This is a genomic window from Corallococcus sp. CA049B, from assembly GCF_003611685.1.
GTDB classification, from domain to species: domain Bacteria; phylum Myxococcota; class Myxococcia; order Myxococcales; family Myxococcaceae; genus Corallococcus; species Corallococcus coralloides.
In genome coordinates, this window is sequence record NZ_RAWC01000050.1 from 1 (window position 1) to 20,086 (window position 20,086).

Here is a 20,086-nt window from a genome sequence, read left to right on the forward strand (position 1 = left end):
GGGTGGCAGGGGGGGCGGCCCCCAGGAGCGGCAGGAGCAACGTCGGGGCAAGGACACGGGACAGGGACTTCCACGCGGGCATGCGGCCTCCTGGAACGGTGGACCGGGGCACTCTGGGCCAGGCCCCGCCGGGTTCAACAGAGGAGGGCGACAAACCTGACATAAGGCTGTCACGGGCAGGGGCGACATTGGGTTCGTTCCCACAACGCGGCACCGGAGATTCCGCCATGAGCCAGAACGACCTGTCGAAGACCCTTCCCCTGCGCGGCCTGCACACCTACGCGGGCGGCTGCCTGTGTGGCGCCGTGCGTTACGAGGCCACCGTGGACCTGGCCGGGGTGACCCGCTGCAACTGCACCATCTGCATGAAGTACGGCTACGGCGGCGGCGTGGGGATGAAGCCGGACGCCTTCCGGCTCCTCAAGGGCCAGGACGCCCTCAAGAAGTACGGGCGCGACGGCAGCCCCAACACGCGCAGCTTCTGCTCGAACTGCGGCGTCGTGTGCTACGGCGACGGCGACGTCCCGGAGCTGGGCGGGAAGTTCGTCTCCATCTACGTCAACACGCTGGATGACGTGGACCCGTCGCTGCTCACCTTCCACTACTGGGACGGCCGGCACGACAACTGGGCGGCCGGGATGCGGCCCACGCCGTGGCCCTTCCAGGCCGCGGCCTGAGGACGCCTGGAGGGGCAGGGGCCTTTTTCGCGCCCCTGCCCGTCACCGCCCATGCCTACACATTCCCCGCGGCGGCCCGGCCCGCGGCGCGGCCGGAGAAGATGCAGCCGCCCAGGAACGTGCCTTCCAGGGCGCGGTAGCCGTGGACGCCACCGCCTCCGAAGCCGGCCACCTCACCTGCCGCATAGAGCCCTGGGATGGTCTTCCCCTGGGCGTTGAAGACGCGGCCCTGGAGGTCCGTCTCGAAGCCGCCCAGCGTCTTGCGCGTGAGGATGTTCAGCTTCACGCCGATGAGCGGCCCCGCCTTGGGGTCCAGGATGCGGTGCGGCTTCGCGGTGCGCACCAGCTTGTCACCCCGGTAGTTGCGCGCCTGGCGGATGGCGGCCAGCTGCAAATCCTTGCTGAAGGGGTTGTCCATCTGCAGGTCGCGGGCCTTCACCTCGCGCTCCACGGTGGCGAAGTCCAGCAGCGGGCTTGCCGTCTTCGCGTTCATCCCGGCGACCAGGTCGCGCAGGTTGTCGGAGATGACGAAGTCCTCGCCCTTCTCCTTGAAGGCCTCCACCGGACCCATGGCCTTCTTGCCCACGGCGCGGTTGAGCACGCCCAGCCAGTCCTTGCCGGTGAGGTCCGGGTTCTGCTCCGAGCCGGAGAGCGCGAACTCCTTCTTGATGATCCACTGGTTGAGGATGAACCAGGTGTGCTCGTGGCCCGTCTTGAGGATGTGCTCCAGCGTGCCCAGCGTGTCGAAGCCGGGGAACAGCGGCGGCGGCAGGCGCTTGCCGGTGGCGTCCAGCCATAGCGAGCTGGGGCCCGGCAGGATGCGGATGCCGTGCCGGGGCCAGATGGGGCTCCAGTTCCGCAGGCCCTCCGTGTAGTGCCACATGCGGTCGCGGTTGATGAGGCGCCCGCCCGCGGCCTCCGTGATGGCGATCATCCGGCCGTCCACGTGGTCGGGCACGCCTTGAATCATGAACTTCGGCGCGGGGCCCATGCGCTGGGGCCACGCCTTGCGCACCAGCTCGTGGTTGCCGCCGATGCCGCCGGACGTGACGATGACCGCGCTCGCGCGCAGCTCGAAGTCACCAGTCGTCACGCGCGAGCTGCTGGCGCCGCGCGGGACGTCCGTGGGCTCGAGCGTCATGCCGCGCACGCCCACCACGGCGCCGTTCTGCGTGAGCAGCTCGTCCACGCGGTGGCGGAAGTGGAAGGTGAGGGTGCCCTTGGCTTCGGCCGCCTTGGCGCGGCGGACGAAGGGCTCCAGCACGCCGGGGCCGGTGCCCCAGGTGACGTGGAAGCGGGGGACGGAGTTGCCGTGGCCCACGGCGCCGTAGCCGCCTCGCTCCGCCCAGCCCACCACGGGGAACCAGCTCATGCCCTGTTGGACGAGCCAGGGGCGCATCTCGCCCGCGGCGAAGTTGACGAAGGCCTCCGCCCACTGGCGCGGCCAGTGGTCCTCCTCGCGGTCGAAGGCGGCGGTGCCCATCCAGTCCTCCATCGCGAGCGCGTGGGAGTCCTTGATGCCCATGCGCCGCTGCTCGGGCGAGTCCACGAGGAACAGGCCGCCGAACGACCAGAACGCCTGGCCGCCCAGGTTCTGCGGTCCCTCCTGGTCCACCACGGCGACGCGCTTGCCCGCATCCGCGAGCTCGGTCGCGGCGACGAGTCCCGCGAGCCCTCCGCCCACGACAATGACATCCACTTCCTGTCCCATGCGTGCCTCCCGGTAGCACCTGGCGCGCGCGATGATAGCGGTTCGCCCGAAAGGGCAGGGTTTCCTTCACCTGCGCATCCCGGCGCTCCGGAGGCTAGACTCCCCGCGCATGGAGCCAGATGTGAAGGGCAACACGGGACCGCTGGGCCATGATGCCGCCGCCTACGCGCAGCGTCAGGAGGGGCTGTCCCCGGAGCCGCTGCGGGACGCGGCCTGGAGCGTGGCGGGGCAGCGGGCCTTCGGCGTGGTGCTCGACGTGGGCTCGGGCAGTGGCGGGTGGATCCGCCGGCTGCAGCGCAACCCCGCCGTCGAGCGCATCCTCAGCACGGACATCCACGACGCGGGCGCCAGCCGCCTGCCGGGTGTGGAGTTCCAGCTGCGGGACGTGTCCCGGGACGCGCTGCCGTGGGGCGACGCGTCGGTGGACTGGGTGTTCGCCATTGAAGTGCTGGAGCACCTGGCCAACCCGCGCCACTTCGTGAAGGAGGCCTTCCGCGTGCTCAAGCCCGGAGGCCACCTCTTCTTCACCACGCCCAACAACGACAGCCTGACGGCGCGGCTGTCCTTCCTGGTCCGGGGCTACTTCCCCGCGTTCTGCGAGCAGGACTACCGGGACTCCGGACACATCACGCCCATCACGGAGCTGGACGCGCGGCGCATGGCCGTGGAGGCGGGGTTCCAGTCCATCGACTTCGACTACCCGTTGCCCGGGCGCATTCCCCGCAGCAGCGTGTACTGGCAGCGGTTCGTGCCGGGGCTGCGCGGCCGGTGGTGGAGCGACGGGCTGTTCGCGCTGCTGACCCGGCCGCGCTGAAAAGACAGAGGACGGGACTGGCCGCCTGTTCAGGCTCCGTGGTAGCCCTGCCGCGAACCAGCGAGGAGCGCGGATGCAACAGCGTTGCGTGTGGGTGGGAGCGGATCCGCTGTACCAGATCTACCACGACGAGGAGTGGGGCGTGCCGGTGCGCGACAGCCGCGCGCTCTGGGAGATGTTGATGCTGGAGGGCTTCCAGGCGGGGCTCGCGTGGATCGTCATCCTGCGCAAGCGCGAGGCCTTCCGGAAGGCGTTCAAGGGCTTCGACCCGAAGGTGGTGGCGCGCTTCACGGAGAAGGACGTCACGCGCCTGATGGCGGATGAAGGCATCGTCCGGGCTCGCGCGAAGATTGAGGCGACCATCGGCAACGCGCGCGCCTATCTGAAGATGCAGGAGGCGGGCGAGGACTTCTCCGCGTTCGTCTGGGGCATGGCGGGCGGGAAGCCCATCCGCAACGTGTGGAAGGGCCGGGGCGACGTGCCGGCGAAGACGGAGCTGTCGGAGGCGTACTCCAAGGCCTTCAAGCAGCGCGGCTTCAAGTTCGTGGGGCCGGTCATCGTCTACGCGTGGATGCAGGCCACGGGCATCGTGGATGACCACACGGTGGACTGCTTCCGGCACGGCGTGCGGCACCGGTGACGTGAACCGACGAAACACCTAGGAGATACGGAATGCGGATCAGCGTGACGAGCGTGATGGTGGATGACCAGTCCAAGGCCCTGAAGTTCTACACGGAGGTCCTGGGCTTCGTGCTGAAGGTGGACGTCCCGCTGGGCCCCAAGGACCGGTGGCTGACCGTCGTCGCGCCGGACGCGCCGGAGGGCACGCAGATTCTGCTGGAGCCCATGGGCTTCGCGCCCGCGCGCGTGTTCCAGAAGGCGCTGTTCGACGCGGGCATCCCGTTGACGTCGTTCGGCGTGGACGACTGTCAGGCGGAATATGAACGCATGGTGAAACTCGGCGTGGTGTTCCGCAGCAAGCCCACCGTCATGGGCCCCGTCACCGTCGCTGTCTTCGAGGACACTTGCGGAAACCTCATCCAGATGGCGCAGGTCTGAGCCTGTGATGTTGCCCCGGGCTCCCGGGGTGTTGCGCTAGCGTGGAGCCATGTCTTCGGAGCGCAGCAAGGGCCGTGTCCGCAGGGTGGAGGAATGGTTGGGGCGACTCTCCTCGCGCGATGTGAGCGCACGCGAGGAGGCGCAGTCGGCGTTGGAGGAGCTGCTGATATCCGGGGAGCCGGAGTCGCGGGAGCGGACCGCGCGGGCGCTCCTGGAAGAGCTGGGGCGGCCCGGGACATCGGTCGAGGAGCCCCTGCTGTTCCTGTTGCAGCGCAGCTGGTGGCCGCCGCAGGCGGGCCTCACCGGGCTCGCCGTCCAGAGCGTGCTGTCAGTGCTGACGCGGATGGAGGCGGACGCCCCCGCGCTGGAGAACGCGGCGAGCGTGCTCGCCGGGGTGTGCCGGGTGGATCCCTTCCAGCTCGCCGCGCTGGACGGGTTGTTCCAGCACCCGAGGGCTTCCGTGCGCGGCGCCATGGCGAAGGTCGTGGGCCGGCTGGGGACCGCCGCGGCGTCGGAGCTGCGCCAGCTGCTGGCGCTCCTGGAGGACGAGGAGCCCGTGGCGCTCTCCGCGCTGGAGTCCCTGGCCGCGCTCGCTCCGTTGGCGCCGGACCTCACCGCGCCCCGGCTGCTGGAGCAGGTGCGCACGTCGGACGGAGCGCGCCTCTACCTGGCCCTGGTGTCGCTGCGGGGCCTGCTGGAGGAGCTGAACGGAGAGGCGCGGCCCGCGCCCGCGCTGCCGGACCTGGAGTCCGCGCTGCTGCGCCCCCTGACCGCGCCGGAGGCGCCCATCCGGCAGGAAGCGGCGGCGCTGCTGGGGCTGTGCGGTCCGCTGTCGCCGGAGGTCGTCGCGGCCCTGCGCGAGCACCTCCGCGACGAGAGTCCGCACGTCGCGGCCCGCTCCGCCGTGGCGCTGGTGCGCTCCGGCGCTCCGGCGGCGGAGGCCCTCTTCCTGCTGAAGGGCCAGCTGGGCCCGGCCGCGTCGCGCGACCTCCAGGAGGCCGCCGTGGCCGCGCTGGAGGAGGCGGACCCGGCCCGGTTGGGCCGGGCCCGGGGGATGTTGGAGGCGGTGGCTCGCGACGCGGCGGGGCTGACGCGCGAGGCCCTCTTCGAGCTGCTGGGTCAGCTGCCTTGAGGCGTCAGCACCCCAGGTTGTTGCCGGGGCTCACGCCGAGCAGGGAGCAGAACTGCAGGTACTTGTCGATGCGGCTCTGCACCTGGCCGGGGTTGCGGCCGTAGCACTCCACCGACCCGTTGATGGTGCGGATGGTCTCACCGAAGCCCGCGCCGTTGACGATGGCGTTGTGGGCCGTCATGGAGCCGGCGCCGTTCTGCGTGGTCCAGAACCAGAAGCCCGTGCGCCACGCGGCGTTCGCGTCCTGGGCCAGCAGGTCCGGGTTCGCCTGGAGCGGCAGGCCCAGCGCGTTGCCCGCGGCGCAGTAGTTGCCGTTCCACGACAGCTGCATGGGGCCGCGTCCGAAGTACCGCTTGCCCGGAGCGCAGCTGCACCCCGGAGGACCCCACGACGTGTCGCAGTAGTCGCCCTTGTTGATCTCCTCGATGTAAACGAGCCCGCCCGTCTCGTGCGACACGTTGGCCAGGAAGGCGGCCACCTCGCGCTTGCGCGTGTCGGAGTCACCCGTCGTCGCCAGGCCCGGGAAGCCGTTCGCCGCGGCGATGAGCGCGTCGTACGTGTAGAAGCCGTTGCGGCTGGGGAACATGGTGTTGAACATGTCCCGGGTGAGGATGGCCCCGAAGCCCGAGCCTCCGCTCCCACCGCCGGAGACCTTGTCGAACGTCCAGCGCTGGTTGTCCCGGTCCGCGTAGTACGGGTACTGGACGATGAGCGTGCCGTTGTCGAAGGAGCCCCACGACAGGTCCATGGCCATGCCGGTGTGGCGCGGGTGGAAGCTGAACTGCGTGCCGCCCCGGTTGATGAACTGGAACTGCTGGTTGGCGCCGTCAAGGTAGGTCCACTGGTGGAGGACCGCGTTCTCCGCGGTGCTGACCCCCTGGATGTCCAGCGCCTTGCCGCTGTTGACGTTGATGATCTTCCAGAACCCGCCGGACGTGGGCGAGATGCGGAACTTCTGCGCGTTGGTGCCGTTGCAGTCCCACTGCTGCACCTTCGCGCCGTCCGCCGTGCTGGACGACGCCACGTCGATGCACTTGTTCGTCCGCACCGAGCGGATGACGTAGTCGCCCTCCGTGATGGTCGACACCACGGCGGCGCTCTCCACCTGGCCCACGGTTTCTGGCGCGGTGTCTCCGGCCTCCGGACCCGAACATCCCGCCAGCGCGCCCACCACTCCCAGCAACGACAGACCGCGGATCATTCCCTTGTGGCTCATGACGTCTCCCGTGAGTACCGCCAGCAGGTGAAGGAACTCCTGGGAGGTGGATTCGTACATCCCAGGTGGACTTTGTTCTTTGAAAGAACAAAGTCTCCTGGCTTCATGCCATCAGGCTAGATATCCAGTCAATCCGGGGAATCCGAAAGACGCTTCAGGAGGCGCTCCGTGAAGAGGTACGCGTCTCCTGGCCACCGCGCGGACACGTAGCGCCCGTCCTCCACCACGAAGGCGGGCGCGTGGTCCGTCGCGGTGCCGCGCTTGGACAGGACGCGGGGGCCGCGCTCGAAGTGACTCGGGTCCGCGAGCGCGGCGACGACCTCCTCCTCCACGTAGGCAGGGTAGGTCCGGTAGTAGCGCCCCAGCTTCCACGCCGTCAGCAGGTACGCGGAGCGCTCCATGTACTTGGGCAGGCACGTGGTGCGCGTGCCGTGGAGCACGCTGCGTCCGGTGGCCGGGTCCTTCGTGCGCGCCAGCACCAGCACGCCGTGGCAGATGGCCGCCACGGGCCGCTGGAGCGCCCAGAACGCCGCCACCTTCGTCTGGAGTGCTCCGCTGCCCAGGTACTGCCGCATGCCCGGCGCATGGCCCCCGGGCAAGAGGAGCGCGTCGAAGTCGGACGGCGTCACGGCGTCCCAGGTCAGCGGCTTCTGGAAAGCCTCCGTGAGCGTGAGGTCGCCGTAGAAGCGCCGGGGCTCCGGCTCCGCGCCCAGCTTCCCGAAGAGCACGCCCGTGAGCAGCAGCGGATCCGCGGCGGGCATGTGGCCCCTCTCCGTGGCGAAGACGACTTCATGGCCCGCGTCGGTGAGCATGCGCCAGGGCACGGCCACCTCGGTGACGTCGAAGTCATGGTCGGGCAGCGGGACGAGGACGCGGCGGGCGGAGGCCATGCGACGAGTCTTCTCCGCAGCTTTGAGGCTGACAAGCCGTCAGGCGAAAGGCCTCACCAGATGACGGGGGCGTTTGGATCCCAGACCAGTGCAACGCGCGCCCGGAGAGAGCGGCCCTCCCGGAGCTGAAGGTCATTGCGCACGTGCGGGTGGTAGTGATCCTGTTCGAAGCGCAAGGCGTATGGCCCGGGGGGAAGATTTGGAAAGCGGAAGCTTCCTTGGTCGTCCGTGACCAGAACCGCCTCCTGCTTGAGGGCAGGCGATCTGAGAATGACAACCACGTTCGTGAGCGGTCTCCGGGTGACGGCGTCGATGACGGTGCCGAAGATGGCGCTGTCGGACTGTGCGCTCGTGGGGGCAGAGGCCAGCAACAACACGAGGCAGGGCAGGACGTGGAACAGGAACCTCATCGGTGACCCCCTCTCGACTCAGGAACCGCGCTCGACCTCCATACGGTAGCCCACGCCGCGCACGGTCTGGATGGAGAAGCGGGAGGCGCTGGTCCACTTGAGCTTGCGCTTCAGGCTGGAGACGAAGTTGTCCACGGTGTGCGGATCCACCACCACGTCCGTGCCCCAGACCGCGTCCAGGATTTCGTCGCGCTTGAGCGCCCGCTCGCGCTCCTTCAGGAAGAAGGCCAGCAGGTCGAACTCCTTGCGCGTCAGCTCCACCTCCGCGCCCTCGGGCGTCTCCACGCGCCGCCGGTCCAGGTCCACGCTGTAGCCCGCGAAGCGCAGGACCTTCGCCGGGGCCACGCCGCCGCGCCGCAGGTGGGCTCCCACTCGCGCGAGCAATTCGCGCAGCCGGTAGGGCTTGCCCAGGTAGTCCTGCGCGCCGGACTCGAAGCCGCGCACCACGTCCTCCTCCAGGGTGCGTGCGGTGAGCATCAGCACCGGCACGCTCAGGCCCTCCTCTCGCAGCGAGCGGCAGAGCGTGTAGCCGTCTCCATCCGGCAGCATCACGTCCAGGAGGATGAGCTGGAAGTCGCGGCGGGACAGCTGCTCCCGCGCCTCCTTCACCGTGGCGGCCTCCTCCACGGCGTAGCCGCCCTGGTGCTCCAGGTTGTCGCGCAGCGCGAGCCGCAGGTTCGGGTCGTCCTCCACGACGAGGACGGTGGGGGCGGCGGTGGTCATGCGGTGCTCCGGGCCTCGGGCCGGTACTCGGGAAGGGTCAATTCGAAGGTGGTGCCTTCGGGGCTGGAGGCCGCCACGCGCAGCGTGCCTCCGTGCAGCCGGGCAATCTTCCGGCACAGCGCGAGCCCCAGCCCGCTGCCGGGCACCTCGCGGCCGTCGCGGCCGGACAGCCGGTAGAACTCGCCGAAGACGCGCTCCCATTCGGACGCCGGGATGCCGGTGCCGTTGTCCGTGAAGTGCACGCGCCCACCGGGCAGCGTCTGGACGTGCAGCCGCACGGGGCTGCGGGTGTTGTAGGCGCACGCGTTGCGCGCCAGGTTCGCCAGGAGCAGCCGCAACAGCTGCGCGTCCGCGTTCAATTCGCGCGCGTCCACGTCCGCGGTCAGCTCCACCGGCACCGGCGCGCCGGACTCCAGGTCGCGGCGCAGGTTGGAGACAAGTTCGTCCAGCCGCACCGGCGCGAGCTTTGGCACCCAGCGCCCCTTGTCGATGCGGTTGAAGGACAGCAGGTTCTCCACCAGGAAGCCCAGCCCGTCCGCCTCGCGGATGATGCGCGCGGGGTAGTCCTTCGCGTCCGCGCCCTCCGCCACCCGCCACTCCAGCGTCTCCGCGAGCAGGCGGATGGAGGCCAGCGGCGTGCGCAGTTCGTGCGACACCGTGGCCACGAAGTCGCTCTTCAGCTCCAGGAAGCGGTACTTGCGCTGCTGCGCCACGAAGGCCAGCGCCGCGATGGTGAGCGCCAGCGCCGCGCACAGGGCCAGCATCAGCGTCTTGAGCCGGTAGCGGCTCTCCAGCGCGTCCTCGCTCCGCGCCCACATGGACGACTCCACCGCCACGGGCAGCGACGTCAGCGGCACCACCGCCGCATCCACCGACAGGGTCACGCGCCCGTCCGCCTCCAGCAGGCCGCGCTCGCGCATCTCGCGGGTGAGCCCCGCCAGCAGCCCGGGCAGGTCCAGCGCCAGCCCGCGCACGTCGCCTCCGGACAACGGCTCCAGGTACCAGCCGGACCGTGTCAGCATCGGCTCCGGTACGTCCGCTGGCATGGGCAGCGGCGACGTCGCCAGCTCTCGCACCCGTGCCTCGAAGTCCGCCACCGGCAAGCCTACGCGCGTGGAGAGCGCCGCCACCTTCTCCCGCAGGAAGTCGAAGTCCTCCGGCGTGAAGCGCGAGCGCTTGAGCAACAGCAGCCGCTGCAACCCCTCCAGCCGGCCACCCCCCTGGCCGTCCACGAGTCCGTCGCGGACCAGTCCCCGCATCAGGTCCGGCACCACGTCGCCCCGCGCCGCCACGTCCTCCAGCACCACCAGCAGCGACGGCAGGTCGCGCGTGGACGCGAGCACGAAGCGGGTGCGGTGCTGGAGCAGCGCCATCAGCGACAGCTGGGTGGCCTTCCGGTCCTTCGCCTTCAGCGCCTGCTCCACCAGCGCCAGCCGCTCCAGCCGCTCCTTCCAGGGGCCTTCGTCCTCGTCCGCGACCTCCGTGCCCGCGCGCAGCCTGGCGTAACGCTCCTTCGCGGGCGCGTCCCCGGCCGTGTCGAACCGCGCCATCCGGGGCAGCACCTGCTCCCCCTGTTCCCGCAGGTACAGCCCCGGCGTGGCCACGAGCGGATCCTCCTTGGCCGCCGCCCGCGTGTCGCGCGTGTCCTCCATGCCGTCGCGCAGTGCCTGTGCCAGTGACGCGCGGGCGTACTGCTCCAGGGCCTCGCGCCGGGAGCGGAGCGAGGCCCGCGCATCCTCGCGTTCCGCGGCGAAGATGCGGTGGAGGTAGCCCAGGCCGACCCCGAGCCCGGCGAGGCCGAGCGCGAGGGCGACGAGGGTGGGCAGCAGCCTGCGCGGCATCCGGGACGTGCCTACTTGATGGTGGGGACGCGGTCGGCGTCCATGGTGCGCACCGGCGAGATGGACTCGAAGCGGTCCTCGCGGAGGTCCAGCTTCTTCGCCAGACGGATGAGCTCACCCAGCTCCACCACGTCCTGGCGGGTCTTCAGCGGCGTGCCCAGCTCCGCCCACAGCGACATGAGCGCGTCGTAGGTGAGCGGCCGTGCCCAGTAGGAGCCGCGCAGCTTCTCCGCGAAGGCGGCGGCGACGTAGGACAGGCGGGTGGGGGAGGCGGCCTTCTCAAAGGCGGGGCGCAGGAGCGTCACGGGCATCGCCTTCTCGATGAGCTTCGAGCTGCCGCCCTCCGGGGCCTTGTAGCGGATGCGCAGCGTGCCGAAGTTCGTCTGGGACGGGTCGCGCAGCTTCACCTCGTAGAGGGCGGTGACGGCGTGGCCCGCGCCCACCTCGCCCGCGTCCACGCGGTCGTCGTCGAACTGCTGCTTGGTGAGCAGCCGGTTCTCGTAGCCGATGAGGCGGTAGCGGGACACCGTCTTGCGGTCGAACTCCACCTGGAGCTTCACGTCCTTGGCCACCACCTGGAGCGTGCCGGTGAGGTTCTGCACGAAGATGCGGCGGGCCTCCTGCAGCTTGTCCACGTAGGAGTAGTTGCCTTCCCCCACCTGGGCCAGCCGCTCCATCAGCACGTCGTTGTAGTTGCCCATGCCGAAGCCCACGGTGGACAGGGTGATGCCCGCCGCCGCCTGGTCCTTCACGCGCGCCCAGATGCCATCCGCCTCGGTGATGCCGTTGTTCGCCACGCCGTCCGAGCAGAGGACGATGCGGTTGATGCCGCCCTTCACGAGGTGGCTCGCGGCCAGCGCGTAGCCCAGCTCGATGCCCGCCTGTGCGTTGGTGGCCCCCTCCGGCTGGAGGCTGTCGATGGCGCTCAGGATGGCGGCCTTTTGCGAGGCGTTGGTGGGGGCGAGCACCTGATGGGCGGTGCTGCCGTAGACGACGATGGACACCCAATCCCGCTCATCCAGTGCGTCCACCAGCAGGCGCAGCGAGCGCTTCACCAGCCCCAGCCGGTTCTCCATGTTCATGGAGCCGGACACGTCGATGACGAAGACCAGGTTCCCCGGCTTGCGCTGGTCGCGGCTCACGTCGCGCGCCTTCACGCCGATGTGCACCACCTGGTAGCCCTTTCGCGCGGGGGAGGGGAAGCCCTCCACGTTCACGCTGAACGGCGCGTCCGTGGCGCTGGCGTAGTCGTAGTCGAAGGTGTTGACGAACTCCTCCACGCGCACGGCCTGCTCGTCTGGCAGCGAGCCGCGCTCCAGGTACGCACGCGTCAGCGTGTACGACGCCGTGTCGGTGTCCACGGAGAAGGTGGAGAAGCGCTCCTCCTCGGTGTCCACGGTGGGGTTCACGCCGTAGCCCTTGAAGTACATGTCGAAGAAGGGCTGGCCATTCGGGGCCAGGGTGCGCTCCGGCGCGGGCTGCGGCGAGCCGTCCACCACGTAGCCGTGGTCAGGCGCCGGTCCCGCCAGGGGCTGGCTGGAGCGGACCGCACTGCCCGGGCCGCCCGGGCGTGCCACCGCGATGCGCTTGATGAACTCCTGGTCGACGTTGACGCCCTGGTTCGTGGAGCCCACGTCGATGGTCGGGGGCGCGCCGACGATGAGCTCCACCGACGAGAACTTCTCACCGAGCAGCTCCACGTTCAGCCGGATGGCGCGATTCACTCGCAGCTCGATGCCCGGGCGTGCGTACGGTTTGTATTCCTCCTTCTCGAACCTCACGGTGTAGGTGCCCGCGGGAATCCGCGGGATGCGGTAGTTCCCCTGGGCGTCCGTGACGACCGTCTGTTCGCCCTGCAGGCTCGGCGAGGTCGCGCTGACGACTACGTCCTGGATGGGCTTCCGGGTCTCGACGTCAATCACCGTGCCGAAGATGGCGCTCGTGGGGGGAGCGCCCGCGTCCGGCTGGGCGCTCACGGGCACGGCGGACATCATCAGGAGCAGCGGCAGGGTGCTTTTCAGGAGGGACTTCAGCATGGACCACCTCTCGCGCATCAGGGTGGAGCCATCATCCAGATGCGCCCCGCATCGAACCGCATGGCGGGCTCGTCTCCTCATCATGGTTTCATCATGAAGGGAAACCGTGCCGGGGGCGCGGTGTCTGATTAGAAAGGCCGTCCATGACGGCACTCGACACCCTCTTTCCCTCCGAAGAGCAGCTTCCCCCCGGCGTGCGGCTGCCCGCGTACCTGGAGCAGCGCGAGTACCTGGTGGGAGGCGAGCTGCGCACCTGGGCCGGCGAGCTCAACCCGGTGGCGAGCCCCGTGTTCGTCCGGACCCCGGAGGGGCTGAAGCAGAAGGTCATTGGCGCCACGCCGCTGCTCACCTCGCGCGAGTCGCTGGATGCGCTGGCGGCGGCGGTGAAGGCGTACGACTCCGGCCGGGGCGTCTGGCCCTCCCTCAAGGTGGCCGAGCGCATCGAGCACGTGGAGCGCTTCCTCACCGCCATGCGCGCCCAGCGCACCGCGGTGGTGAACCTGCTCATGTGGGAGATTGGCAAGACGCAGCCGGACTCGGAGAAGGAGTTCGACCGCACGGTGGACCTCATCGTGGAGACCATCCGCGCGCTGAAGGAGCTGGACCGCACCTCGTCCCGCTTCGTCCAGGACCAGGGCATCATGGCGCAGATCCGCCGCGCGCCCATGGGCGTGGCCCTGTGCATGGGGCCGTACAACTACCCCCTGAACGAAACCTTCAGCACGCTCTTCCCCGCGCTGCTGATGGGCAACACGGTGGTGTTCAAACCGGCGAAGTTCGGCGTGCTGCTGGTGCGCCCGCTGCTGGAGGCGTTCCGGGACTGCTTCCCGCCCGGCGTCATCAACATCATCTACGGCCGCGGCCGGGAGACGGTGGGCGCGCTGATGGAGAGCGGGCAGGTGGACCTGTTCGCCTTCATCGGCACCAACAAGGGCGCCAGCGAACTGAAGCGCATGCACCCCCGGCCGCACCGCCTCAAGTCCGTGCTGGGCCTGGACGCGAAGAACCCGGCCATCATCCTGGAGGACGCGGACCTGGATAACGCGGTGAAGGAGTGCATCACCGGCACGCTGTCCTTCAACGGCCAGCGGTGCACGGCGCTCAAGCTGCTGGTGGTGCACCGGAACATCGTGGACGCGTTCCTCGCGAAGTTCACCGCCGCCGTGGACAAGCTCAAGCCCGGCATGCCCTGGGACCCGGGCGTCGCCGTCACGCCGCTGCCGGAGCCGGGCAAGGGGACGTACCTCCAGGGGCTGGTGGACGACGCGGTGGGGAAGGGCGCGCGCGTGGTGAACCAGACGGGCGGGCAGGCGTCCCGGTCGTTCTATTCACCCACGGTGGTGTACCCGGTCACGCGGGACATGCGGCTGGCCACGGAGGAGCAGTTCGGTCCGGTGGTGCCGGTGATGGTCTTCGACGAGGACGCGGAGGCCGTGCGGCTGGTGGTGGAGTCGCAGTTCGGTCAGCAGCTGAGCCTGTTCGGCAAGGACTCCGCGCGCATCGGGCGGTTCATCGACGCGTTCTCCAACCAGGTGGGCCGCATCAACCTCAACTGCCAGTGCCAGCGCGGGCCGGACACGTTCCCGTTCAATGGCCGCAAGGACTCCGCGGAAGGGACGCTGTCCGTGGCGGACGCGCTGCGGGTGTTCTCCATCCGCACGCTGGTGGCGACGAAGACGACGCCGGACAACACCGCGCTCGTGCAATCCATCCTGACCCGCAGAGAGTCGGATTTCCTCACCACGGACTTCCTCTTCTAGTCCCGCCTTGGCCCTGGGTGGTATGCCCTGGGCCATCCCATGGCGCCGCGCACCACGACCCTCGAGCTGCACAAGGAAGAGATGAAGTTCTCCGCGGGGCACTTCACCATCTTCTCCGCCACGCACCGCGAGAACCTGCATGGGCACAACTTCTCCGTCTACGTCGCGCTGACGGGGGAGGTGTCCGACGACGGCCTGCTCGCGGACTACGGCCCGCTCAAGCAGGCCATCATCCAGCGCTGCAAGGCCTGGAACGAGACGTTCTTCCTGCCCGCCCACTCCAAGCACCTGCGGCTGGAGCGGGACGAAAAGGGCAACCACGTGGCGCACTTCAACGGCGAGGAGCTGCGCTTCCTCGCGCGCGACGTCACGGTGCTCCCGGTGGCCAACGTGTCGCTGGAGGAGCTGGCGCGCGTCTTCGGCGAGGAGCTGGTGGGCGACGGCAGCGGCATGGCGCGCGACCACATCACGGGGCTGGTGGTGAAGTGCGCTTCGGGCCCTGGCCAGTGGGCCTCCTGGGAGTGGAGACGCGATGTCTGATCAGGTCCTCATCACCGGCGCCAGCCGGGGCATTGGCCGGGCGGCGGCGGAGCGCTTTCGCAAGGAGGGCTGGCGCGTCATCAACGTGTCGCGAAGCCCCTGCACCGTGCCGGACGTCGTCAACGTGCCGGTGGACCTGGCCGTGCCGGGCTGGGAGCCCGCGGTCGAAGCGGCGCTGCGCGACGGGGCGGGGCAGGGGCGCCTGTCAGTCATCCACAACGCCGCGCTCTACGAGCATGACGACGCGCTGACCATGGACGCGGACCACCTGCGCCGCGTGCTGGAGGTCAACGTCGTGGCCCCGCTGGTGCTCAACCGCCTGGCGCGGCCGCTGCTCACGGACGGCTCGTCCCTGCTCTACGTGTCATCCACGCTGGGGGAGAAGGCCGTGAAGGGCGTGGCGTCCTACGTGACGACCAAGCACGCGCTCATCGGGATGATGCGGGCCACCTGCCAGGACCTGGCGGGGACCCAGGTCCACACCGCCTGCGTCTGCCCGGGCTTCACGGACACGGAGATGCTCCGCGAGCACATGGGCGCGGACCCCGCCGTCCGGGCGAGCGTGGCGGGGCTGACGACGTTCGGGCGGCTCATCACGCCGGAGGAGATCGCCGGCGTGCTCTACCTCTGCGCCACCACCCCGGTCCTGAATGGCGCGGTCATCCACGCCAACCTGGGGCAGATCGAGCGCTGAAGCGGCTCTCAGCCTTCCTGCGCGTAGACGGTGCACGAGGACGTGCAGGTCTCCGCCACGCGGATACGCGCGACGGTGGTGCCGGGCACGTTCACGCGCTCGAAGAGCCACGCGGCCAGCAGCTCGCTCGTGGGGTTCTCCAGGCCGGGGACGTCGTTGAGCAGCCGGTGGTCCAGCTGGGCGTGGAGCGGCTGCCAGGCGGCGTTCAGCTCCGCGAAGTCCACGATCCACCCGAACTGCGGATGCACGGGGCCGCGGAGGGTGATTTCGATGCGGTAGCTGTGGCCGTGCACCCGCGAGCACTTGTGCCCTTCCGGAACGTTGGGCAGGCGGTGCGCGGCCTCGAAGGTGAACTCCTTCGAGATTTCGGTGACGAGGGGGGTCTTCTTCACGGGGACGGCCTCCATTCGGCGGCCTTGTATCCGCGTTCCCCCCTTGCGTCCACGGCTCGTCTCAGGGGGCGGGCGCTCAGCCTTCGAGCGCGGTGCCCAGCCGTGCGAGCAACCCCGGCCAGCCCGGCTTCATCCCTTCGAAGGCCCGGCGGCCCATGGGCGAGTCCAGGTTGAAGCCCTCGTGGACGAGCGTGAGCCGCGTCCCCGTCCCCTCCGGCGCCAGCCTCCAGGTGAGGGTGGTGTCGAGCGTGCCGGTGGCGAAGCGGTACTGGAGCAGCCGCTCCGGCTCCACCGCGAGCACCTCGCAGGGCTGCTGGCCCCAGGCGCCCATGTCGAGCGTGAAGCGGTGGCCCACGACGGGGCGCACGTCGCCCGCGGCCCACCACTTCGCGTGGAGCGCCGGGTCCGTCAAAGCCTTCCACACGGCGGAGGGAGGATGGGCATACAGGTGGTCCAGCTGGATGACGGCGGGGGGATTCATTTGCGTGACTCCTCGTCGAGCACGTCCTCGAGCGCGGCGAGCCGCTGCTTCCAGTAGTGCGTGAAGGCCTTGAGCCAGTCGTCCACCTCCGACAGCGGACGCGGATCCAGGTGGTAGTAGCGCTCCCGGCCGCGCGGCTCCTCGCGGACGAGCCGCGCCTTGCGCAAGACCTGGAGATGTTCGGAGACGGCGGGCCGCCCCAGTTGGAAGCCGCTCGCCAGGTCGTTCACCGCGCGCGGCCCCTTGCGCAGCTGCAACAGGATTTCCCGGCGCACCGGATTGGAGAGCGCCGCGAAGACATCCGGTTCGGACATGGCCCGGAGTGATACGTCGGAAATATCCGACGCGTCAAGAGACGTCGGAGAATCCCGACGCGTCGCCGGGCGTCCGTGGCTTCGCGTGAAGCGGCTATCTGCGGGCGGCGCGTGCCTGCGCGAGGGGCGCGCGCTGCTCCCGGCGGACGGGGAGCCGGAGGAGTTGGGCGTAGCGCGCGAGCCGGTCCTCGAAGCGCCGGGCATCGCGGCCCCAGTGCACGACGACGTTGCGCTCCGGGTCCTTCCGGTGCGTCATCGCGATGCCGTACTCGTCCTGCGCGCCAATCCAGTCCGGGTGGTGGCGCCGCTCGCAGTCCAGTCCGGCGTAGTGCTCCAGGGGCTCGCTCCAGGTGAAGGCGCTCAGCGCTCCGGCGCCGCGCAGCGACACCTCCGAGGCGGTCACCACCACCTCCAGGCGGGTGGTCAGGCACTGCACGATGCGCGTCCCGGTCACGAACAGGGCCAGGACGCCCACCAGCGGCAGCATCCATTGCTCGCGCAGCAGGGCCAGGGACAGGCCCTGGTCCAGCGCGTAGGCGACGGGGATCACGACGAGCAGCACGAACCCGAGCAGGGGCCACACGACCTGTCCGATCAGCGGACGCGTGTGGAAGCGCAGGGGGAGGTCGCCCCCCATGTCCATCTTCTGTGGAACCGGTGAAAGCACTTCGAAGAAGGACATGGGGCCTGCGTCTCGGGTGGGCGGGCGATGGATGCCTTTGACCCAAGCTCAACATGGCGCCGGATGGGATGTCCACGTCTTCCCGGGTAGTCCTGGAACCGCCGGACAGGCCGCGCCCTTCAGCGGGAGTGCTGTTTGAAGAAGTCCCACAGGATGGTGGTTCCGTCGGGACCCGCTGGGTCCGCGAACGGGAAGGCGCCGTCACCGCCGGGCCATGCGTGCCCCATGCCCTGGATTTCGATGTGCTGCACCAGGAGCACGCCGTTGGAGACGTAGTCCCTCACGGTGTACTTGCGGCCTCCGGGTGAAACAGCGGACGTCACCCGGGCCGGGGTGTTGGACACGCTGTTGTTGTTGGCGCCGTCATCGCCGTAGTCATTCGTCTGGAGGAACTGGCGCGCGGCCTGCTGTCCATTGACGGGATTGACGACGTCATCCGAAGTGCCATGGACCACGAGCACCGGCACCTTGCGGCGCGCCTTGCCCGAGCACGCCCACGCGTCATGACCCCGGTCATCCGGCGAATAGATGCTGCCGAACGTCATCGCGTAGAGGCTGCCGGACGCGGTGGTGGCCGCCTTGTACATGGCGCCCGCGCCCACCATGCCCGCGGCGAACACATCCGAGTAGCAGGCCATCAGGACGCTGGTCATCACCGCGCCCGCGGAGACGCCGCCCAGGTAGACGCGGCGCGAGTCCACCGCGTAGTGGCCCTTCACCCAATCCACCATGCCGACGATGAGCGACGGCTCGCCAATGCCTCGCTCCTGGTTGGAGGAGAACATGAAGTTCCAGCACTGGGTGCCGTTCGCGAACATCGCCTGGTTGGGATAGAGCACCAGGAACCGCTCCGCGTCCGCCTTCGCGTTCAGCCGCGACAGGCCCGCGAACTGGTCCGGGTTCTGAAGACAGCCATGCAGCCCCACGACGAGCGGGAGCGGCTCACCGGGCTGGTAGCCGGTGGGGACCCAGAGCTGGAAGCTCCGGGTGCCCCAGACGTTGGAATAGACGCCGTGGACCCACTCGCCCGCGCGGGCCGGCGTGGCGCCCAGCACCGCGAACAGCGCGCACACCGCCACCGCCATGCGAGCCATGGCCTGGACCTTCCGAGTCACCGACATGTGTCTGCCTCCTGCTTCAGCCAGGACGCGTCATGCGCCCGGGTGACTCGACTTCCCGGAGGAACCTCTCCACCGCGTCGGCGACCTGTCCGGGTTGATCCACGGGCGCGGCATGCCCGGAATCCGTCAGCACTTGGAGCCATGCGTCCTGGAGCTGGCCCGCGTAGGCCTGCTTCGTGGACAGCGGCGTGTAGTCCCGTTCGGAGTGCAGCACGAGCACGGGACAGGTGATGTCCTTCAGCCGGTCCTGGACGCTCCAGCCGATGAGCCCCCGCGTCGCGCGCAGGTACACGTCCGGCGCGTTGGCGCCCAGGGACTCAATGGCCCGTTGGCGCAGGGCCTCCTGCTCCGGCTTGGGGAACAGCTTCGGGGCCACGCGCTTCGCCAGCCCCCGGGGACCCAGGAGGCGCAGCACCAGCAGGCGCGCCGCGAACTCCAGCTTCCGTCGGAGCGTGCGCGCCACCATGTCCGGCCCGCTGTTGACCACGGTCAGGCTGCGCACCAGGTCCGGCCGGTCCACCGCCAGCTGGAAGCCCATCATCCCGCCCATGGACAGGCCGATGACGTGCACCTGCGTCAGGCCCAGTCCGTCACACAGCGCGGCGATGTCCCTGGCGAAGAGGGCCACGCCATACGCGCCCGCCGGCTTGTCGCTCTTGCCGTGGCCGCGCGCGTCCGGCACCAGCACCCGGTGATGCGCGGACAGCCGGGGCACCACCGCGTCCCAGTCGCTGCCGGACGAACCCAGCCCGTGGAGGAGCAGGATGGGCGCTCCCTCGCCGGACTCCTGGAGGTGCAGGGTGACGCCGTCGGGGAGGGAGAACGTGGGCATCGTCAGGTGAACGACCGTTCAGAGGGGGGATGGACTACGCTTCCAGCGTCGGTGGAACCGTAGCTGAACGACCGTTCGTTTTTCAAGGTGGCCCCCATGGCGTCTTCCTCTCCGTCCCGTCTCCGCGCGCGCAAGGCGGTGCTTCCGGCCTCGGCGCTGGCGGACGGCACGCGTCGCCGCATCCTGGAGACGGCGCTCCAGCTCTTCGCGAGCCGGGGCTTCCATGACGCGTCCATCCGGGACCTGGCCAAGGAGCTGGAGCTGCGGCCCAGCGCGCTCTACGCGCACTTTCCTTCCAAGGAGCATGTGCTCGCGGAGCTGGTGCGGCTGGGGCACGAGGCGCACCACGAGGGCTTGCGCACGGCGCTGCTCGGCGCGGGGGCGAAGCCGGTGGAGCAGCTCCGGGCGCTGGTCCGGGCGCACACGCAGCTGCACGCGACGCATCCGCAGCTGGCCGTGGTGGTGAACGACGAAATCCATGCGCTGCCGCCGGAGCTGGCGGCGCCGTCGCTGGCGCTGCGGGAGCAGTCGTCGGCGTTGCTGATGGCGGTCATCGAACGGGGCCGCGCGCAGGGCGTGTTCTCCGTGCCGAACGCGGGCGTCGTCGCCGCGGCCATCTCCGCCATGGGGCTGCGGCTGCCCTACTGGTTCGAACCCACGCCCGCGCTCGACGTGGACGCGCTGGCGGACCTGCACGCGGAGCTGGCGCTGCGGATGCTGGGGGCCAAGGCCGGGAAGTGAGGAGGGGAGGTGGCGCGGCG

At 69.8% G+C, this 20,086-nt stretch carries 22 protein-coding genes; 9 read left to right on the forward strand and 13 right to left on the reverse strand.

Annotated elements, in window-relative coordinates:
- The first annotated feature begins 227 nt into the window (after positions 1-227).
- Entirely contained in the window at positions 228-677 is a 450-nt protein-coding gene (locus D7W82_RS14015; RefSeq protein WP_120618837.1) for a GFA family protein, read from the forward strand.
- A gap of 55 nt (positions 678-732) precedes the next feature.
- Here D7W82_RS14015 and D7W82_RS14020 read toward each other — a convergent pair whose 3' ends face one another.
- Complete coding sequence (locus tag D7W82_RS14020; RefSeq protein ID WP_120618838.1) at positions 733-2,388, reverse strand: FAD-binding dehydrogenase; 1,656 nt, start codon at positions 2,386-2,388, stop codon at positions 733-735.
- Positions 2,389-2,497: 109 nt separating this feature from the next.
- Between D7W82_RS14020 and D7W82_RS14025 the strand changes: the two genes are divergently transcribed.
- From D7W82_RS14025 to D7W82_RS40520, 4 genes are all read left to right on the forward strand, one after another.
- Positions 2,498-3,202, forward strand: coding sequence for a bifunctional 2-polyprenyl-6-hydroxyphenol methylase/3-demethylubiquinol 3-O-methyltransferase UbiG (locus tag D7W82_RS14025; protein WP_158617659.1), 705 nt, complete (start codon positions 2,498-2,500; stop codon positions 3,200-3,202).
- 73 nt (positions 3,203-3,275) lie between these two features.
- Positions 3,276-3,842, forward strand: coding sequence for a DNA-3-methyladenine glycosylase I (locus D7W82_RS14030; RefSeq protein ID WP_120618840.1), 567 nt, complete (start codon positions 3,276-3,278; stop codon positions 3,840-3,842).
- 32 nt (positions 3,843-3,874) lie between these two features.
- Positions 3,875-4,261, forward strand: a complete 387-nt coding sequence (locus tag D7W82_RS14035; RefSeq protein ID WP_120618841.1) for a VOC family protein — start codon at positions 3,875-3,877, stop codon at positions 4,259-4,261.
- Between the two features lie 97 nt (positions 4,262-4,358).
- Positions 4,359-5,393: a HEAT repeat domain-containing protein gene (locus D7W82_RS40520; RefSeq protein ID WP_158617660.1), complete on the forward strand. Its 1,035-nt coding sequence runs from the start codon at positions 4,359-4,361 to the stop codon at positions 5,391-5,393.
- 4 nt (positions 5,394-5,397) lie between these two features.
- Here the strand turns inward: D7W82_RS40520 and D7W82_RS14040 are convergent, their stop codons facing one another.
- From D7W82_RS14040 to D7W82_RS14065, 6 genes are all read right to left on the reverse strand, one after another.
- On the reverse strand, positions 5,398-6,609 hold the full coding sequence (locus D7W82_RS14040; RefSeq protein ID WP_120618872.1) for a glycoside hydrolase family 19 protein: 1,212 nt from the start codon (positions 6,607-6,609) through the stop codon (positions 5,398-5,400).
- Positions 6,610-6,737: 128 nt separating this feature from the next.
- Entirely contained in the window at positions 6,738-7,499 is a 762-nt protein-coding gene (locus D7W82_RS14045; protein ID WP_120618842.1) for a type 1 glutamine amidotransferase domain-containing protein, read from the reverse strand.
- Between the two features lie 53 nt (positions 7,500-7,552).
- Positions 7,553-7,909, reverse strand: coding sequence for a carboxypeptidase-like regulatory domain-containing protein (locus tag D7W82_RS14050; RefSeq protein WP_120618843.1), 357 nt, complete (start codon positions 7,907-7,909; stop codon positions 7,553-7,555).
- Between the two features lie 18 nt (positions 7,910-7,927).
- A complete protein-coding gene (locus D7W82_RS14055) occupies positions 7,928-8,632 on the reverse strand; it encodes a response regulator transcription factor (protein WP_014394255.1) in 705 nt (234 codons plus the stop codon).
- Positions 8,629-10,473, reverse strand: a complete 1,845-nt coding sequence (locus tag D7W82_RS14060) for a HAMP domain-containing sensor histidine kinase (RefSeq protein ID WP_120618844.1) — start codon at positions 10,471-10,473, stop codon at positions 8,629-8,631. The genes D7W82_RS14055 and D7W82_RS14060 overlap by 4 nt, the downstream gene beginning before the upstream one ends.
- 11 nt (positions 10,474-10,484) lie before the next feature.
- Entirely contained in the window at positions 10,485-12,509 is a 2,025-nt protein-coding gene (locus tag D7W82_RS14065) for a von Willebrand factor type A domain-containing protein (RefSeq protein ID WP_199727749.1), read from the reverse strand.
- A 143-nt stretch (positions 12,510-12,652) separates the two neighbouring features.
- Between D7W82_RS14065 and D7W82_RS14070 the strand changes: the two genes are divergently transcribed.
- From D7W82_RS14070 to D7W82_RS14080, 3 genes are read left to right on the forward strand one after another with little or no spacing between them, the layout of a single operon-like run.
- Positions 12,653-14,269: an NADP-dependent glyceraldehyde-3-phosphate dehydrogenase gene (locus tag D7W82_RS14070; RefSeq protein ID WP_120618845.1), complete on the forward strand. Its 1,617-nt coding sequence runs from the start codon at positions 12,653-12,655 to the stop codon at positions 14,267-14,269.
- Positions 14,270-14,308: 39 nt separating this feature from the next.
- On the forward strand, positions 14,309-14,809 hold the full coding sequence (locus D7W82_RS14075) for a 6-carboxytetrahydropterin synthase (RefSeq protein WP_120618846.1): 501 nt from the start codon (positions 14,309-14,311) through the stop codon (positions 14,807-14,809).
- Positions 14,802-15,503 (forward strand): SDR family NAD(P)-dependent oxidoreductase, encoded by a 702-nt coding sequence (locus D7W82_RS14080; RefSeq protein WP_120618847.1) that lies wholly within the window; start codon positions 14,802-14,804, stop codon positions 15,501-15,503. Before D7W82_RS14075 ends, D7W82_RS14080 begins: the two co-directional genes overlap by 8 nt.
- Before the next feature lie 8 nt (positions 15,504-15,511).
- Here D7W82_RS14080 and queD read toward each other — a convergent pair whose 3' ends face one another.
- The 6 genes from queD to D7W82_RS14110 all read right to left on the reverse strand — a co-directional run bounded on the left by queD (position 15,512) and on the right by D7W82_RS14110 (position 19,325).
- A complete protein-coding gene (gene queD, locus D7W82_RS14085; RefSeq protein ID WP_120618848.1) occupies positions 15,512-15,910 on the reverse strand; it encodes a 6-carboxytetrahydropterin synthase QueD in 399 nt (132 codons plus the stop codon).
- 61 nt (positions 15,911-15,971) lie between these two features.
- On the reverse strand, positions 15,972-16,376 hold the full coding sequence (locus D7W82_RS14090; RefSeq protein WP_120618849.1) for an SRPBCC domain-containing protein: 405 nt from the start codon (positions 16,374-16,376) through the stop codon (positions 15,972-15,974).
- Complete coding sequence (locus D7W82_RS14095) at positions 16,373-16,690, reverse strand: helix-turn-helix transcriptional regulator (RefSeq protein WP_014394264.1); 318 nt, start codon at positions 16,688-16,690, stop codon at positions 16,373-16,375. Before D7W82_RS14095 ends, D7W82_RS14090 begins: the two co-directional genes overlap by 4 nt.
- A 94-nt stretch (positions 16,691-16,784) precedes the next feature.
- Complete coding sequence (locus D7W82_RS14100) at positions 16,785-17,327, reverse strand: hypothetical protein (RefSeq protein ID WP_147439331.1); 543 nt, start codon at positions 17,325-17,327, stop codon at positions 16,785-16,787.
- Between the two features lie 164 nt (positions 17,328-17,491).
- A complete protein-coding gene (locus D7W82_RS14105; RefSeq protein ID WP_120618851.1) occupies positions 17,492-18,493 on the reverse strand; it encodes a PHB depolymerase family esterase in 1,002 nt (333 codons plus the stop codon).
- A 16-nt stretch (positions 18,494-18,509) separates the two neighbouring features.
- Positions 18,510-19,325, reverse strand: coding sequence for an alpha/beta fold hydrolase (locus tag D7W82_RS14110; protein ID WP_120618852.1), 816 nt, complete (start codon positions 19,323-19,325; stop codon positions 18,510-18,512).
- 96 nt (positions 19,326-19,421) lie between these two features.
- On the opposite strand from D7W82_RS14110, the gene D7W82_RS14115 reads away from it, so the two are divergent.
- Positions 19,422-20,066 carry a TetR/AcrR family transcriptional regulator gene (locus D7W82_RS14115; RefSeq protein ID WP_120618853.1) on the forward strand — a complete coding sequence of 215 codons (645 nt, stop codon included), beginning with the start codon at positions 19,422-19,424 and terminating at the stop codon, positions 20,064-20,066.
- Positions 20,067-20,086: the final 20 nt, after the last annotated feature.

Excerpts from the sequence above, each read along its gene's own strand:
- D7W82_RS14020 (WP_120618838.1), bottom strand. The coding sequence starts at position 2,388 with ATGGGACAGGAAGTGGATGTCATTGTCGTGGGCGGAGGGCTCGCGGGA.
- D7W82_RS14015 (WP_120618837.1), top strand. The coding sequence starts at position 228 with ATGAGCCAGAACGACCTGTCGAAGACCCTTCCCCTGCGCGGCCTGCAC.
- D7W82_RS14080 (WP_120618847.1), top strand. The coding sequence starts at position 14,802 with ATGTCTGATCAGGTCCTCATCACCGGCGCCAGCCGGGGCATTGGCCGG.
- D7W82_RS14030 (WP_120618840.1), top strand. The coding sequence starts at position 3,276 with ATGCAACAGCGTTGCGTGTGGGTGGGAGCGGATCCGCTGTACCAGATC.
- D7W82_RS14095 (WP_014394264.1), bottom strand. The coding sequence starts at position 16,690 with ATGTCCGAACCGGATGTCTTCGCGGCGCTCTCCAATCCGGTGCGCCGG.
- D7W82_RS14065 (WP_199727749.1), bottom strand. The coding sequence starts at position 12,509 with ATGCTGAAGTCCCTCCTGAAAAGCACCCTGCCGCTGCTCCTGATGATG.
- D7W82_RS14040 (WP_120618872.1), bottom strand. The coding sequence starts at position 6,609 with ATGAGCCACAAGGGAATGATCCGCGGTCTGTCGTTGCTGGGAGTGGTG.
- D7W82_RS14070 (WP_120618845.1), top strand. The coding sequence starts at position 12,653 with ATGACGGCACTCGACACCCTCTTTCCCTCCGAAGAGCAGCTTCCCCCC.
- D7W82_RS14075 (WP_120618846.1), top strand. The coding sequence starts at position 14,309 with ATGGCGCCGCGCACCACGACCCTCGAGCTGCACAAGGAAGAGATGAAG.
- D7W82_RS14060 (WP_120618844.1), bottom strand. The coding sequence starts at position 10,473 with ATGCCGCGCAGGCTGCTGCCCACCCTCGTCGCCCTCGCGCTCGGCCTC.
- D7W82_RS14090 (WP_120618849.1), bottom strand. The coding sequence starts at position 16,376 with ATGAATCCCCCCGCCGTCATCCAGCTGGACCACCTGTATGCCCATCCT.
- D7W82_RS14025 (WP_158617659.1), top strand. The coding sequence starts at position 2,498 with ATGGAGCCAGATGTGAAGGGCAACACGGGACCGCTGGGCCATGATGCC.
- D7W82_RS14035 (WP_120618841.1), top strand. The coding sequence starts at position 3,875 with ATGCGGATCAGCGTGACGAGCGTGATGGTGGATGACCAGTCCAAGGCC.
- D7W82_RS14105 (WP_120618851.1), bottom strand. The coding sequence starts at position 18,493 with ATGTCGGTGACTCGGAAGGTCCAGGCCATGGCTCGCATGGCGGTGGCG.
- D7W82_RS14100 (WP_147439331.1), bottom strand. The coding sequence starts at position 17,327 with ATGGGGGGCGACCTCCCCCTGCGCTTCCACACGCGTCCGCTGATCGGA.
- D7W82_RS14110 (WP_120618852.1), bottom strand. The coding sequence starts at position 19,325 with ATGCCCACGTTCTCCCTCCCCGACGGCGTCACCCTGCACCTCCAGGAG.
- queD (WP_120618848.1), bottom strand. The coding sequence starts at position 15,910 with ATGGAGGCCGTCCCCGTGAAGAAGACCCCCCTCGTCACCGAAATCTCG.
- D7W82_RS14050 (WP_120618843.1), bottom strand. The coding sequence starts at position 7,909 with ATGAGGTTCCTGTTCCACGTCCTGCCCTGCCTCGTGTTGTTGCTGGCC.
- D7W82_RS14055 (WP_014394255.1), bottom strand. The coding sequence starts at position 8,632 with ATGACCACCGCCGCCCCCACCGTCCTCGTCGTGGAGGACGACCCGAAC.
- D7W82_RS14115 (WP_120618853.1), top strand. The coding sequence starts at position 19,422 with ATGGCGTCTTCCTCTCCGTCCCGTCTCCGCGCGCGCAAGGCGGTGCTT.
- D7W82_RS14045 (WP_120618842.1), bottom strand. The coding sequence starts at position 7,499 with ATGGCCTCCGCCCGCCGCGTCCTCGTCCCGCTGCCCGACCATGACTTC.